Genomic DNA, 13,561 nt, shown 5'->3' with positions numbered 1-13,561 from the left:
TGCGTCCAGCTGAGCCATGAATGCGTTCCCTGTCGACCCCTGCGCGGGCGTCAGTCGGCGTAGTCCTTGAGTTTCTCGGTGTCCAGGGTGATGTTCACGGGGGAGGGGAGTTCGACGGTCGCTCCCCAGCGATAGGAGGCGGACTGCTGGTAGCGGCCGTCCTTCGGCTCGCTGTAGACGGTGACGGTGTTGTCGTCGCGGTCGATGAGTAGGTAGACGGGGATGTCGGCCGCCGCGTAGCCGACGGGCTTGTCGATGCGGTCGCGTTGGTCGGTGTCCCTGTCGTGTGAGGTGATCTCGACGGCCATGAGGGCACCGTCGGTTTCGGACCACTCGCCGTCCCCCTTGAAGTGGTCCACCGGTGCCAGGAAACCGTCCGTGCGGGCGCGGCCCTTGCGATACGCCTCAGCCTTGACACCCCGCTCGGGCGCGAGGTCCAGGTCGGGGCGTTGCTGCATGCACTGGCGCAGCAGCCACATGAAGATCGACGTGTGGTTGCCGTCCGGCACGGCTTTGACCTCTACTTTTCCGTTGATGTATTCGAGCCGAACCGTCTCGGGGGCGACGGCGGCCAGCTCCTCGAATTCGTCGACGTCGAGCGGACCGTGCCGGACGCACAGCCTCCCGCCGAGGAATTCCAGCCGGTTCTTCAGCTCCCTCGGAGCCCTGCGGACGAGTTCTTCGAAGTCCTCGACGGACATCTGCGGGCGTTCAGCGGTGTCAGGGGTCATGGTGTCGCCTCCTCCCCACCATCGTGCCCCGGGGTGGTGTCGTCGGACCGTAGGAGCGGTCATGCGGGTGTCCTCTCTCGTCGTCGTTCGTCCATTGCCGCGCGGATCCCGGCCGCGCGGGCGCGGACCGCAGGGGCGGACAGGGGCGTATGGGGGCGGACGGGGGCGCGCTCACCCCGGCAGGCGCTGCAGATGCCGCCCGGCAGCGCCTCCGGGCGGCCCGGGGTGCCGCACTTCGCGCACTCCAGCACGCGCAGGGGTGGGCGCGGGGCGCGTACGGGTTCGGGTGGGAGCTTGTCCTTCAGGCGGGTGCGTACGAGGGCGGCCGGGCTGTGGACGGGTACCGGGAGCCCGGTGGTCAGCGCGCGGAGTACGTCCTCTTCGGTGGCCCCTCGCGCGAACCACTCGGTGGCCAGCGGAGCGAGATCCGCGCAGGCCGCGGCGGACAGGGACAGGGCCGGGGCCGTACGGCCGAGGGCGGCGAGCAGGATGTAGGCGCGGGAGCGAGGGGGGCGGCCGGGCTTGTCCGGAGGCTCTGGTGAGTCCTGCGGTACGTCGCCGCGTGTGAACGCCGCCCACCAGCCGTCGTCCCGCGCGGTACGGGAGAACCACGTTCGGGTGATCCAGCGCGGGCTGCCCGAGCCGGCCACGTGCTCCCGGCCCCTGCGCAAGTGGCCAGCCCGTTGAAGGGTGTTGAGGCTCGTGCGCAGCGCGCACTGGCCGTACGGGAGCGTCTTGGCCAGCGTCTTCACGGAGATGTCGGCGCCTTCGGGGAGGCGGTCGATGTAGGCGGCCACGGCTGCTTCGCGGGGTGGGAGGTGCGCGAAGTCGTGAGCGGTGCGGGGGAGTTGGTCCGGCGCGGAGCGCTTTCCGTAACCCGGATTGGCCATCGGGTGCGGGACTGCGTGCGCAGGGCGGAGGGCAGCACTAAGCTTGGCGTCAGCCACGGGATCGACTCTCATTCGATCTTGTTGGTCAAGCCCCCGCAGGTGTTGCTAGCGCCTGGCGGGGGCTGTTCGTTATGCGGGCACGCTAGACCCTCGTGACTGTGCGTTGCAGCTGGTTGCACGATGTCAACTCGCAGGGTGGGAGGGTGGGTTGAGACCCTCCACCCGTTCTTTGAATAGAAGGCTCGGAGCTGGGGGCTTGAGCCCCGGGCGGTTCACAGGCCGAGAAGTACGGGTTCCTCTGGAACTCCTTGATCGATCAATTCCTCCAGTGGTGTGGCGAGATCGCGGGGTCCGAACACGTCGGGGCCGCGGTAGTCGGCGATGTCCTGCGGCCACCACCACCGCAGCCCGGTGATGTTCTCGGCGGCGAGTTCCTCGGTGGACATCGCTCCGCGAGGGTCGAACGACGCGGTGCGGACCAGGAAGTAGTCGTTGACCACGCCGTCGTAACCGGCCGTGTGTCCGGGCGCCACGACCTCCTGGTGCCATACGTGTGGAGGGTCGGCGTCGACGGCGAGGCCGACCTCTTCCAGCAGCTCGCGGCGGAGGGCGGCGAGCTGCGTCTCGCCGGGCTCGATGCCTCCGCCGGGAGCTGCCCATACGACCAGGCCGGCCCGTTCTGGAATGGCGAACCGGCACAACAGGATCCGGTTGTCCTCGTCGAGGATGATCGCGCGGACCGAATGGCGCAGCCTCACTTGGGGCGCCTGATGTCCGTGATGAACGTCGACCAGGTCTCCGCCCGGAACACGAGCCTCGGGCCGTGGGGGTTCTTGGAGTCGCGTACCGGGACGACGGCGGGGTGGCCGTCGGCGACTTCGAGGCAGTTGCCGCCGTCGCCGCCGCTGTACGTGGACTTGCGCCAGCGGGCGGCTTCGAGGCAGTTGCCGCCGCTGCCGCCGCTGTAGCTGGACTTATGCCAGGTGGCCGCGCTCAGGTCGTACTCATGGATGCTCCTCATGGGCGTAATCGTGCGCCATCGCCTCGATCAGGGACAGGGAGTTTTCCGGCGAGAGTGCGCAGGCCGTGAGGAGTGCGTAGGTGTGCCGCTGGTACCTGATGGTGGACGGGTCGTCCTCCAGCCGTCCGGTGCCGACCCCCTCGAAGTAGACCAGAGGGGGGGCGTCCTCGAAGTCCATCAGCTTGATGGCGCCCTGCATCGCCGCGTGTGCCCCGCCGTCGAACGGCAGCACTTGCACGATGACCCGGTTCCGGCGGGCCAGGCCTGCGATGTGGCGCAGGGCTTCTGCCATCACGGCACGCCCGCCCGTCTCGCGGCGCAGCGCGGCCTCGTCAAGCACCGCCCACAACAACGGTTCTGTTGGATCGTCGAGGATGCGAGCCCGTTCTATCCGGGCCGTCACCAGCTGCTCGATCTTCTCCTCGGGCGCTGTCGGCTGGTACGCGCGGCAGACGGCCCGTGCGTACGCGGGCGTCTGGAGCAGCCCGGGGATCAGCAGCGGTGCGTACTCCCTGATCGCCGTGGCGGCCGCCTCCGCTTCGGCCGCCTCCGCGAAGTGCTCCGGGTACTTCGACTTGGCCGCCGCCTTGCAGTTCCGCTGGAAGAAATCCTCCGTGCCGAGGACTTCGTCGAGCATCTGCGCGTACTCCGGCTGCATCCGCCGCGTACCCGCTTCCAGCTGTCCGATGAACGAGCCGCTCACGAAAAGCCGTTGGCCCAGTTCCTCCTGGCTGAGGCCTGCCTTCTCGCGGGCGTGGCGCAATTCGGCGCCCAGCAAGGCGCGGGGAGATGAGGACGGGTCGAGATCCTTCGGTCCAGGCATTGGCAACTCCCGGTCCTGCACGAGGGGTTGTTGGGAAGCCGTTGCTGTTCAGGCTAGCGGGAGTCGACCACGCTGAGTGAGGGAAGGTGAACATTCAGTGTGGAGGTGCCTGGTCATGGTGGTGCGATCTGCGGAGCGGCTGCGGGCGGTCGAAGAGGTGGTGGCCCAGCTGCGGTGCGAGCTCGGCGAGGTGGGAGTCGTCCTGCCGTCCCTGCGTGTGGACCCGGTTTCGGCCGCAGGCGAAGCGCCGTATCCGCTCGTCGACCTGGGGTGCTGCAACCTGGATACGGCGATGAGGCTCGCCGCCGTACTGCACGAGGTGCGGAGATCGTCGGGCAGCTGCTGCTGATGGCTGCCGAGCGCGGGCCCTGGCTCGGGTACAGCGTGGACGACCTGGTGCGGTTCTTGCGGACGACGGCAGGGGGTGGCGGGGAGGGCGGCGCCCCGCGAGCCCGGGGTGCCGCTCTCGGGCGGCATGGGGTTCAGGCTGCGGGGTGGGCGGTGAACGTGACCTCTTCGTGGTTCGCGTCGATGGCGATGTTGAGGGACGCGTCGAGCGCCTGAGCCAGTCGTCGCAGCAGAGGCAGTGTCGGTACGGCATCGGCGCCTTCGACGCGGGAGATCTTCGCCTGGGTGAGTCCCGCACGCTCGGCGACCTCGGCCTGGGAGAGGCCGAGCTCTTTGCGTCGGTCATAGACGGCCTTCGCGCAGGCCATCGCGAGCCGGATCTCAGCACGCTCGGCCTCGACCTCCGGGGACTCGACGTACCCCTCGATGAGTTTCTTCTCGCGGGCCGGCTTCCAGCGGGTGTGGTTCACGATGCGTCCCCCTTTCTCGCCGCGGCTGTACGTCTCGTGTGCCGGGCCGTGCTCGCTCTCGCACACCTTACGAGCTGTCACTGCGCGGGCCACCTGAGCAGCTTCATGCATGCGGGTGCGAGCAGAGGGCTGACGGCCTCGCGCTGCGTATTGAACGCAGAGTGAGGCCGAGCGGCGAGACCGGGCATGTGTCGGCTGCTGCGTCCCGGCCCGGGGTTGCGGGTGGCGTCAGGCGTTGGCTGCGTTGATCGCGGTGCGTAGGTGGCCTTGTGCGTCGGTCAGGAGGCGGGCGGCCGTGGGGCCGTCGACGTCGGCGAGGATGATCAGGATGGCCGTCTTGACCTCTCCGTCGGCCGCGCTCAGGGCCGCCTCGATCTGGTCGTCGGAGGCGCCCGTGGCGAGGGCGACGATGTGGCGGGAGCGGGCGCGGAGCTTTTCGTTGGACGCCCGTACGTCGACCATCAGGTTCCCGTACGTCTTGCCCAGGCGGATCATGGTGATCGTCGAGAGCATGTTCAGGACGAGCTTCTGGGCCGTGCCCGCCTTCAGGCGCGTCGAGCCGGTGAGGAGTTCGGGGCCCACGACGACCTCGATGCCGTGGTCCGCAGCGGCCGCGAGCGCGCTGTCCGCGTTGCAGGACAGGCCGACCGTCAATGCGCCACGCGCGCGTGCGTGTTCGACGGCGCCGATCGCGTAGGGGGTGCGGCCGGAGGCCGAGACGCCGACCACCGTGTCGTCCGCGGTGAGGCCGAGCCCGTCCAGATCGGCGGCGGCCAGCTCCCTGGAGTCCTCGGCGCCCTCGATCGATGTGACCACGGCGCTCGGGCCGCCCGCGATCAGGCCGACGACCTCGGACGGGTCGGTGCTGAAGGTGGGCGGGCACTCGGAGGCGTCGAGGATGCCCAGCCGGCCCGCCGTGCCGGCGCCCGCGTAGATCAGACGGCCGCCGCGGGACATACGGGCGGCGATGTCGTCGATCGCCGCGGCGATCTGCGGCAGCTGCGCGGCGACGGCCGACGGGACGGTGGCGTCCTCGCCGTTCATGATCTTCGCGATCTCCAGCGTGGGCAGCCGGTCGATCTCGGAGAGTTCGGGCCGGAACGCCTCCGTGGTGAGACCCGCCAGCTCGGCGCGGAGATCGCGGTATGCGGCGGGTCCGCGGTGGGCGGCGGACGCGGCTCCGGATGCGGTCTCGTCGGCGGCTGGGCCGTCGTCGGTTCGGAAGGAGGTCATGGGGGGCGGCTCTTTTCGGTGCCTGGTGTGGGGGGTGGGGTGGGTGCGGTGGTTTTGGGGTGGGGCCCGACGAGGGTGCGAGGTGGGTTCAGCGGCCCGTGCTGCGTGGGGAGTGGCGGTGCGCCAGGGCCTCGTACGAGGCGGACAGAGCCGGTGCCGCGGACTCGTACGTCCGCTGGGCCACGCCCACGAACAGGCAGTCCACGACGAGCAGCTGGCTGGTGCGCGACGACATCGCCGCGGGGCGCAGCTCGCTCTCCCGTGCCGTGGACGTGGTGAGGATGTGGTCGGCGTACTGCGAGACGGGCCCGTCCGGGCGGCCCGTGATCGCGATCGTCGTCGCGCCGTGTTCGAAGGCCACGCGCAGCGGTTCGATGACGTCGCCCGTCGAGCCGGAGTGCGTGATCGCGATCGCGACGTCCTTGGCGCGCAGCTGGACGGCGTTGGTTATGGCCAGGTGCGGGTCGCCGTGGGCATGGGCGATGAGGCCGATGCGCAGCAGCTTCTGCGCCAGGTCCTGGCCCACCAGGGACGACGCGCCGATGCCGTAGATGTCGATACGGCGGGCGGCGGCGAGCGCTGTGACGGCCGCGCCGAGCTGGGCGGTGTCGAGTCCGGCGGCGGTGTCGGCGAGGGTCTGCTGCTCGTCGTACGCCAGCTTCGCCACCACGTCCGCGATGGGGTCGTCGACCGCGATGTCCGCCGTGACGGACGGGGCGCGGCCCGACTGCTGCTGGGCGGCGAGGCCGGCCAGGGCCAGACGCAGATCGCGGTACCCGGGGTAGCCGAGGAGGCGGGCGGTGCGGACCACCGTCGCCTCGCTGGTGCCCGTGAGCTCGGCGAGTCCGGTGACCGTGAGGGCCGCGCAGCCGGCCGGATCGCCGGCGACGGCTTCGGCGACCCGCTGCATCGAGCGGGTCATCGACGGTGCGAGCGTGCGCACCTTGGCCGCGAGGGCGGCGGGGGCCGGTGAGGCGCCGCCCGCTCCCGCGAAAATTTCCTTCACTTTGCTGGTCACCTTTGAAAGATATTTTCGGCGCGGCCGGGCGGTCAAGAGTGCGTCAGGCCCCCGTTTCCACCGGTCTCGACCTCTGGGGACACGTGGAAGCTTGGTGGTACGGGCGGGGGCTGCGCACAATGGCGTCATGGACTCCTCGGACGCACCGCACCCTGTCAGCCCGCTGGAGCAGGCACTTCACGCGGCGCGTGCGCTGGTGCTGGCGGATCTCGTCGCAGGTGACGTGGCCGAGGCCGAGATCGTCTCCCTGGTGGAGGAGTCGGTGGTCCAGCGTCGCTGGTGGGCCGAGCAGTGGCCGGAGGGTATGCAGTACGTGGCGGGACTGGTCGCCCAGGACGTACAGGACGCCCTCCTGGAGCGGTACGGCCGGTGGCCGCTGTGTCCGGTCTGCGGCTCCGGAGATCCGCATGCCCTGGACGTCGAGCCCGAACTGGGGCCCGATCCGCACTGGGTGTGCGGCAAGATCGGGGTGAAGGTCGCGGCGGTCGGCTCGCTCGGCTCGTGCGGCGAGACGACCACGTCGTGACGGTCTACATCGACCCGCCCAACTGGCCCGGCCACGGCCGCATGTGGTCCCACGTGATCAGCGACGTCTCGTACGACGAACTGCACGCCTTCGCCGAGCGGCTGGGCGTTCCGGCCAGGGGCTTCGAACGCGACCACTACGACCTGCCGTCGCACCGGTACGCGGACGCGGTGGCGGCGGGCGCGGTGGAGGTCGGCAGCCGCGAGGTGGTGCGGCTGCTCACGGAGGCCGGGTTGCGGCGGCGGAAGCGGCGGGGAGCGCCCGTGGGGTCGCCCGACGGCGGGCCCGAAGTCAGCCGTCCAGCAGATTCAGTTCCGCGGTGAGGTTGTCGCGGGCGCTGTCCTCCCAGTGCGCCCTGCCGTACGGGGTGCGGAACAGGTGCGGCAGCGCGAGGAGCTGGCGGAGGACCGCGGCGCGGCCCTCGCGGAAGGCGTCGTCGGGTACGAAGCCGTACTCCTCGCGGACGGCGGCGGCGTAGGCGGCGTAGGTCTCGGGGGGCGAGGCGAGGATCGCCAGGTCCGCGTCGCACAGAACCTCGCCGTTGGCGTCGCCGGCGGCCGGGTCGTGGGTGATCGTGAGGCGGACCAGTCGCGCGACCTCGGCCGTGCCGGACTCGTCCAGCCCCAGCTCGCGCAGCGCCCGCTCGGCGATGCGGGCGCTGCGCTCCTCGTTCGTCGAGCGCTCGGGGAGGTAGACCGCGTCGTGGAACCAGGCGGCCAGGCGGACCAGGGCGGCGTTGTCGGCGTACTCCTCCAGTACGTCGACGCGGTCGAGGACCGCGCGCAGGTGGTCGACGGTGTGGTAGCGGCGATGGGGTTCCGACCAGCGGGCGAGGAGTTCTTCGGCGTACGGGCTCGGGGACGGCCTCGGGGACGGTTCGTCCCTGCCTGCGTCGTTCTTGCCCGCACCGCGGGCGGCCGTGACGGTTGAGGACCAGCGGGTGTGCAGGTCCGTGGGGGCGGGGGGAGGTGTGGCGGCCATGCCCGCCATTGTGTCGGGCCGCGGGGGCTTCGGCGCTCCGCGCCGGGGTTTTCCGCCGCTTCGCTGCGCGGCTCTGTAGGCTGGGCTATTGGACTAGACCTGTTGGGCGTGCAGGTCTGGAGGGCCCTCAGGCCCGTATGCCCTGTAGCCACCCGACGATTGGGGTCCCATGAGCAAGCGTGCACTTCTGGAGGTGATCGCCCTCACCGCCGAGGACGCGGTCGCCGCTCAGGCAGGAGGCGCGGACCGGCTGGAGCTGGTCACCGACATGGCGGCCGACGGGCTCACGCCGTCACGCGAGACCTTCGCCCGCATCCGCGCGGCCGTCGGCATTCCGCTGCGCGTGATGCTGCGTGCCGCGGACGGGTTCGCGGTGGGCGACGCCGCCGCGCTCGACATGCTCGTACGGGAGGCCCGTGCCCTGCGGTCGGAAGGCGCCGACGAGTTCGTCCTCGGGTTCCTGGACGCGGCCGGCGACCCGGACCTCGGTGCGATCGAGGCCGTGGCCGGCGCGGTCGACGGGTGCCGGTGGACGTTCCACCGGGCCGTCGACCACGCCGCCGACCGCGACGCTCTGCGCAAGCAGCTCGCGGACCTGCCGGGACTCGACACCTATCTGACCGCCGGCTCGGCGGCCGGAGTCGACGACGGTCTCGACGTCCTCGTCGGCGAAGCGGCCCGGCACGGCGAACCCGGGTACACGCAGCAGATCCTGGTCGGCGGCGGGCTCCGCCTCGACCATGTGCCGCGACTGCGGGCCGCGGGCATCGACGGCTTCCACATCGGTGGCGCGGCCCGCCCGGGCGGCTGGTCGGAACCGGTCTCGGCGGACGCCGTTGAGCGGTGGCGCGGCGTGCTGGACGGTGCCTGACCAGGACCCCGGGTCTCGGGGCCCGCGCGGTCTTCGCCGTCCGGGCCCCGGGCCCCGCCTTTGCTGCAGGGCCCAGCAGCTGTCTCCACCATCAGCCCCTCAGCCGCCGCCACAGCACCAGTACGCCGCCGAAGGCCGTGGCCAGCAGAGCTGCCGTGGCGGCGAGGAACACCAGCGGGCTCCCCGAACCGGTGTGTGCCAGCTGCGGTGGACACGTCTTCGTCGGCTTCGGAGTGGTCGGCACGCCCGGTGGGGCGGTGCCCGGTGGCGTGGCGCCGGGACCGGTGGCGCTCGGTGTGGTCCCGGGCTGGGTGGTGGTGCCCGGCGCTCCCGGTGTCGTGGCGCCAGGTGAGCCGGGCGTCGTGGGCAGTCCCGGCTCGGTCGCCGTCGGCTGCGGACAGGTGGGCGACGGCTCCGGCGTCGGCTCGACCGGTCCCGTGGTGCACTCCAGGTCCGAGGCGAAGGGGAACTCGTGGATCTCGCCGGCGTTCCCGCCGATGGGCGGGCCTGCGGTGAAGGTGCTCGCGACCACGTCCCCCTCGATGTTGGACGGGACCACGTCCGTCAGGTCCGTACGCGGTGCGTAGATGGTCCCTTCGACCGTGTCCCCGCTGGCGATGGTGATCGTCGTGGCGTCCGGGTAGTTCCACATGAGGTACGGGGCGTCGCTGCCGGTGATGCCGGCCAGGGTGGGGGTGTGCCAGGAGAACGACCCTCCGCCCGCCGTGGTGTCCACGACGACGACCAGCGGCCCCGAGAGTGTCGGGCGGTTGAGGAACGTCAGCGTGGCGATGTTGTTCAGCATCGCTCCGGTCAGATGGAGCACGTTCGTACGGTCGGTGGCCAGCGAGATCTTGATGTTCGACCCGGGCGGTACGGTGCTCTGGTCCGCCAGCGGATTGCCGTTGCCGTCCAGCAGCTCCACCGTGTTGTTGCATCGCGCCAGGGTCGTGGACCGCTCGCGGAACCGGGCGAAGAGGGACGCGAAGTCCATCAGACCGGAGACGGGGCCGACCGACGCTGCGGGCTGGCGCGTCGTCAGTTCGATCCGTGGTGCCGAGCTGTACGCCGCGCCCGCGACGACGACCTGTGTGTTGACGGAGGCGCCGTTGCTGTCCTGCGTCAGGACATCGCTTCCCGTCAGGTCGCCGATCTTGACGTAGCCGTTGTTGAGGATCCTCAGCACGCCCGACGGGTTGGTGTTGGCGAAATCGACCCTCCCTCCGACGAGGAGTGCCGTGGGCTCGGCGTCGCCGGGGGCGGTGAACAAGCCGGTGCCGTGCAGGGCGATGTTGTACCCGGCTCCGAAGGCCAGGTTGCCGCCGGCGGCGACGGTGCCTTCGGTCTCGGTGCTGCCCAGCACGAGGTCGCCCTCGGTGATCACACCGAAGCCGTTGTTGCCGTTCAGCGGGTTGCCGATGGTGAGGGTCTGCTGCATGACTGCTGTGGCGACCGCCTGCTGCGGTGCGGCCGCGAGGGCGAGGGCCAGGATGGCCGCACAGGCGCCCATCGCACGGGCGGGGCGCCACCTGATCTTCTTCATGCGGCCGAGGGTCCTCGCTCCACCGTGGGCCTCGACGAGGCACGCTCGGTGAGGCCTTGAGGATGACCCCGGGGCTTGTACACTCGCACGCCAGTACGGATGTATGAGCAGAATCAGGCCGGTTCTTGTCGAAAGGCTTAATTTCCGCTTGAAAGTGGGCGAGTTCGATCAGAAGCGTTCAGGGTGTGGGTGTGTGAGCTGTTCCGGCAGCGGTGCCGCATGTACCACGATCAGGCCCGAGACCGCTCGGGTCAGGGCGACGTAGAGGCGGCGCAGGCCCGTGCGTTCGTCCGGTTCGCCGTCGACGACGGCGGCGGGCTCGTCGAGGACCACGTAGTCGTATTCGAGGCCCTTCGCCAGGGAGGCCGGTACCAGGGTCAGGCGGGTGTCCGGGGTCGTCTCCTCGCCGGGGGAGAGATACGTCATCCCGGCGGCCGTCAGCGCCTCGGCCAGCGCGGGGACGCGGGCGTCGGCCGCGATCAGGCCGATGGAGCCCTCATGGCGCAGCGACTCCGCACAGGCCTCCAGGGCCACCGCGTCCAGGCCGGCGGCATCGTCGACCCGGCGAACCGTCAGTGAGCCCGGGGCCTCACGCACCGACTCCACCTCCGCCAGCCCGGGGGCGATCGCGGGCAGCAGCCGGGACGCGTACGCGATGACCTCGCGGGGCACGCGGAAGCCCGCGGTCAGCTCCTCGACGATCGCGTCCGAGTGGCCGAGGTGACGCAGCGCCACGTCCCAGCTCGGCGTCGCCCAGGGCGTCGTGCCCTGCGCCAGGTCGCCGAGCACGGTCGCCGAGCCCGTCGTGCAGCGGCGGCCCACCGCCCGGTACTGCATGGGCGAGAGGTCCTGCGCCTCGTCGAGCACGACGTGCCCGAGGGAGTGCGTGCGCTGCACCAGGTCCGTCGCCTCGTCGATCAGCACCGCGTCCGCGGCCGACCACTTCGCCGACTTCACGCTCCGCGCGGGCTTGGACCAGGTGATCGACTTCTGCTCGTGCTCGTCGAGGATCTCCTCCGCGTGTTCGGCGAGGAAGTCCGCGTCGGAGAGCAGGCGCAGCACCAGTTTCGCCGGGTCGACGGGCGGCCAGATCGCCTTGACGGCCGCCTTCACGGCGGCGTTGCGGGCCACCGCGTCCTGCACCCGGTCGTCCGGTGCCTCGCCCGCCTGCTCCATCCGCACCAGCACGGCGTGCGCGATGCGCTGCGGAAGGGCCTCGCGGGCGGCGCCGTAGCGGATGTCCCGGGCCAGCAACTCCTGGACGATCTCATCCAGTTCGTACGCCGGAACGCGCCAGCGGCGCGAGCCGCGGACCACGACGACCGGCTCGGTGGGCATCGTGACGTGCGAGCGGACGGCCCGGCGCAGGACCTCCGCCATCCTCGCGTCGCCCTTGACCAGCGCGGCCGCCGCGTCGTCCGTGCCCCGCACCTCCACGTGCGCCACCAGGTCGTCGACCGTCGCCTGCTTCACCTCCAGCTCGCCCAGCGCCGGGAGCACCTGCTCGATGTAGTGCAGGAAGGACGCGTTCGGGCCGATGACGAGGGTGCCCGTGCGGGCGAGGCGCTCACGGTGCGCGTACAGCAGATACGCGACCCGGTGCAGGCCGACGGCGGTCTTTCCGGTGCCCGGGCCGCCCTGTACGCAGACGGTGCCGGACAGGCCCGACCGTACGATCTCGTCCTGCTCCGGCTGGATCGTGGCGACGATGTCGCGCATGGGGCCGACGCGCGGGCGCTCGATCTCCTGCTGGAGCAGCTTGCTGGTGCGCGCCCCTCCGGCGGAGCCGGAAAATGTCGCAGCTGCCGGGTCGGAGAGGTGTTCGTCCTCGTACGCGGTGAGGTCGCCGCCGGTGTAGCCGAAGCGGCGGCGCAGCGCGACGTCCATGGGGTCCTTCTTGGACGCCCGGTAGAACGGCTGGGACACCGGGGCGCGCCAGTCGATCACCATCGGGTCGCCGTCGGCGTCGTGGACGTGCCGCCGTCCGATGTAGAACTGCTCCCCCTCCGCGCCCTCCGCCTGCTCGGCGCCCGGGGCGTGCAGATAGTCCAGCCGCCCGAAGAACAGCGGGGTGTGGGCGAGGTCCGCGAGGGACTTGATGCGCTCGTCGATCTGGCGGCCCAGGACCTCCGCGTTCACCCAGTTGGCCGTGACGTCCCTGATGTCGAGGGACTCCACGTCCTCGCGCATCGCCCGCAAGGCGGCGCGGGACGCGGCGAGATGGGTGCGTTCGCGGGTGAGGAGATCGTCTGACGGGCCGTCGGATGGGCCGGGGCCGTCGGAGGGGCCGTTGGACGGGGCGGCGGACGGCGCGGACGAGCTGGACACGGGGTTGCCTCCGGAAAGGTGCTGCGTGACAAGGTGCTGCTTCGGTGCTGCTCTGAGCAGGGCGTTACGGCTCATGACGCGGCTGTCCGGCGGCCGGGCGGCGGTGTGCCGTACGGGGGCCGCGGCGTGCGCATGCTGTCGTAGCGGGATGCCGGCCGGTTTCCGTCCGGCCGGCCGCGCCCCTCGCAGGGAGGCGGGCAAGGTCGGCGATTCTAGGACACGGGCCGGTGGCATGGCCAACGAATTACCGCGGGCGGGTCGTCGCGTGTGTCACGGCCGCGGGAAGCCGGCGGTCTCCCGGCGCGTCCGCGCGCCCGTACCGGAACCTCCATGGCCGGGCCTCCGTATCAGGGCCTGCGACCCTGACACGACCTCAGGGGGACGGGTCCGTCGCGGGGTGTACACGGAGCCGCCGCAGATTACATCGAAGGGCCGATGCCCCTGCCGGGCCCGGTTTCCACAATGGAGACATGAGCACTGCAGCCTTCTCTCCGTCCCCCTTCCACTCCGGCCCACCGGGCGCCTCCGCGGCCACCGGAAGCCGCCACAGCCACCGCATCGGCGACGTGCTGCGCGCCGTCAGGGTCTTCGCGAGCGCCGCCTTCAGAGTGATCGTCCTCGGCGAGTACGCGGAGGAAGCGGGCGTCCACCGCCGCTGACCACCACCGCCGTGGCCCCGTTGCCGCTGATCACCACCGCCGTGGCCCGCTGTCGCTGACCACCGTCGCCCTGGCCCCTGCCACTGACCCGCAGGCGCCGCAACCCCTGACGCGGGCGT

The 13,561-nt window shown here is 71.2% G+C and carries 16 protein-coding genes; 5 read left to right on the top strand and 11 right to left on the bottom strand.

Features of this window, described 5'->3' with window-relative positions; translation table 11 throughout:
- Positions 1-50 precede the first annotated feature (50 nt).
- The 5 genes from ACWD4J_RS20780 to ACWD4J_RS20760 all read right to left on the bottom strand — a co-directional run bounded on the left by ACWD4J_RS20780 (position 51) and on the right by ACWD4J_RS20760 (position 3,465).
- On the bottom strand, positions 51-731 hold the full coding sequence (locus ACWD4J_RS20780; protein WP_451396869.1) for a Uma2 family endonuclease: 681 nt from the start codon (positions 729-731) through the stop codon (positions 51-53).
- 59 nt (positions 732-790) lie between these two features.
- On the bottom strand, positions 791-1,621 hold the full coding sequence (locus tag ACWD4J_RS20775) for a hypothetical protein (protein WP_451396990.1): 831 nt from the start codon (positions 1,619-1,621) through the stop codon (positions 791-793).
- 272 nt (positions 1,622-1,893) lie between these two features.
- The gene (locus tag ACWD4J_RS20770; RefSeq protein WP_451396868.1) at positions 1,894-2,379 is read right to left on the bottom strand and encodes an NUDIX domain-containing protein; all 486 of its coding nucleotides are present in this window, start codon (positions 2,377-2,379) and stop codon (positions 1,894-1,896) included.
- Entirely contained in the window at positions 2,376-2,642 is a 267-nt protein-coding gene (locus ACWD4J_RS20765) for a DUF397 domain-containing protein (RefSeq protein ID WP_451396867.1), read from the bottom strand. Before ACWD4J_RS20765 ends, ACWD4J_RS20770 begins: the two co-directional genes overlap by 4 nt.
- Positions 2,626-3,465 (bottom strand): helix-turn-helix domain-containing protein, encoded by an 840-nt coding sequence (locus tag ACWD4J_RS20760; protein ID WP_451396866.1) that lies wholly within the window; start codon positions 3,463-3,465, stop codon positions 2,626-2,628. The genes ACWD4J_RS20765 and ACWD4J_RS20760 overlap by 17 nt, the downstream gene beginning before the upstream one ends.
- Before the next feature lie 115 nt (positions 3,466-3,580).
- On the opposite strand from ACWD4J_RS20760, the gene ACWD4J_RS20755 reads away from it, so the two are divergent.
- Entirely contained in the window at positions 3,581-3,814 is a 234-nt protein-coding gene (locus ACWD4J_RS20755; protein WP_451396865.1) for a hypothetical protein, read from the top strand.
- Positions 3,815-3,947: 133 nt separating this feature from the next.
- Here ACWD4J_RS20755 and ACWD4J_RS20750 read toward each other — a convergent pair whose 3' ends face one another.
- The 3 genes from ACWD4J_RS20750 to ACWD4J_RS20740 form a co-directional block, all read right to left on the bottom strand.
- On the bottom strand, positions 3,948-4,283 hold the full coding sequence (locus tag ACWD4J_RS20750; protein WP_451396989.1) for a helix-turn-helix domain-containing protein: 336 nt from the start codon (positions 4,281-4,283) through the stop codon (positions 3,948-3,950).
- Between the two features lie 228 nt (positions 4,284-4,511).
- A complete protein-coding gene (gene murQ / locus ACWD4J_RS20745) occupies positions 4,512-5,516 on the bottom strand; it encodes an N-acetylmuramic acid 6-phosphate etherase (protein ID WP_451396864.1) in 1,005 nt (334 codons plus the stop codon).
- A gap of 88 nt (positions 5,517-5,604) precedes the next feature.
- On the bottom strand, positions 5,605-6,534 hold the full coding sequence (locus ACWD4J_RS20740) for a MurR/RpiR family transcriptional regulator (protein ID WP_451396863.1): 930 nt from the start codon (positions 6,532-6,534) through the stop codon (positions 5,605-5,607).
- Positions 6,535-6,661: 127 nt separating this feature from the next.
- Here ACWD4J_RS20740 and ACWD4J_RS20735 point away from each other — a divergent pair, with 127 nt between their 5' ends.
- Together ACWD4J_RS20735 and ACWD4J_RS20730 are read left to right on the top strand one after the other, a co-directional pair.
- Positions 6,662-7,060: a hypothetical protein gene (locus tag ACWD4J_RS20735; RefSeq protein ID WP_451396862.1), complete on the top strand. Its 399-nt coding sequence runs from the start codon at positions 6,662-6,664 to the stop codon at positions 7,058-7,060.
- Positions 7,057-7,383 (top strand): DUF4031 domain-containing protein, encoded by a 327-nt coding sequence (locus ACWD4J_RS20730; protein WP_451396861.1) that lies wholly within the window; start codon positions 7,057-7,059, stop codon positions 7,381-7,383. Before ACWD4J_RS20735 ends, ACWD4J_RS20730 begins: the two co-directional genes overlap by 4 nt.
- On the opposite strand, the gene ACWD4J_RS20725 is transcribed toward ACWD4J_RS20730, so the two are convergent.
- Positions 7,352-8,041: an HD domain-containing protein gene (locus tag ACWD4J_RS20725; RefSeq protein ID WP_451396860.1), complete on the bottom strand. Its 690-nt coding sequence runs from the start codon at positions 8,039-8,041 to the stop codon at positions 7,352-7,354. The genes ACWD4J_RS20730 and ACWD4J_RS20725 overlap by 32 nt on opposite strands.
- 169 nt (positions 8,042-8,210) lie before the next feature.
- On the opposite strand from ACWD4J_RS20725, the gene ACWD4J_RS20720 reads away from it, so the two are divergent.
- Positions 8,211-8,912: a copper homeostasis protein CutC gene (locus tag ACWD4J_RS20720; protein ID WP_451396859.1), complete on the top strand. Its 702-nt coding sequence runs from the start codon at positions 8,211-8,213 to the stop codon at positions 8,910-8,912.
- Positions 8,913-9,003: 91 nt separating this feature from the next.
- On the opposite strand, the gene ACWD4J_RS20715 is transcribed toward ACWD4J_RS20720, so the two are convergent.
- Positions 9,004-10,455 (bottom strand): collagen-binding domain-containing protein, encoded by a 1,452-nt coding sequence (locus ACWD4J_RS20715; protein WP_451396858.1) that lies wholly within the window; start codon positions 10,453-10,455, stop codon positions 9,004-9,006.
- A gap of 168 nt (positions 10,456-10,623) precedes the next feature.
- A complete protein-coding gene (locus tag ACWD4J_RS20710; protein ID WP_451396857.1) occupies positions 10,624-12,783 on the bottom strand; it encodes a HelD family protein in 2,160 nt (719 codons plus the stop codon).
- 470 nt (positions 12,784-13,253) lie between these two features.
- On the opposite strand from ACWD4J_RS20710, the gene ACWD4J_RS20705 reads away from it, so the two are divergent.
- Entirely contained in the window at positions 13,254-13,442 is a 189-nt protein-coding gene (locus tag ACWD4J_RS20705; protein WP_451396856.1) for a hypothetical protein, read from the top strand.
- Positions 13,443-13,561 lie beyond the last annotated feature (119 nt).

It is taken from the genome of Streptomyces sp. NPDC002577, assembly GCF_053594815.1.
This window is presented reverse-complemented; position numbering and strand designations above follow the sequence as displayed.